Below are 359 nucleotides of genomic sequence, written 5' to 3'. Positions count from 1 at the left end.
TTGTTCTCCACTTTTAATAATCGAATGGTAATTTTTCCATTTTCAACCATCGATTGAATGGCATTATTTATTAAATTTACAAAAACTTGGACCATTTTATCAAAGTCCATTGGTAAAAACAAATCGGGATTGTAATCCGTGTATATGATTTGATGTCCTGAACTACGGGCTTTGGATTCGGTTAATACGATTACTCTCTTTAAACACTCGTGGATGGCATAAGATTGGTATAAAGAAACATTTGGTTTTGAAAATTGGAGGAATTCGACTGTTAATTTATTCATCCTACTTACTTCACTAAGGATTAAATCATACCAAGGTTTTATATTATAATTATGTTCTTTCGAATGTTTGAGGAA

1 pseudogene is annotated in these 359 nt (G+C 30.9%); it reads right to left on the bottom strand.

Annotated features, from left to right (window positions below):
* A pseudogene (locus tag V7659_RS30220) lies at positions 1–284 on the bottom strand (histidine kinase); the annotation flags it as partial.
* Positions 285–359: the final 75 nt, after the last annotated feature.

It is taken from the genome of Neobacillus drentensis, assembly GCF_036966985.1.
GTDB classification, from domain to species: Bacteria; Bacillota; Bacilli; order Bacillales; family Cytobacillaceae; genus Neobacillus; species Neobacillus drentensis_E.
This window is presented reverse-complemented; position numbering and strand designations above follow the sequence as displayed.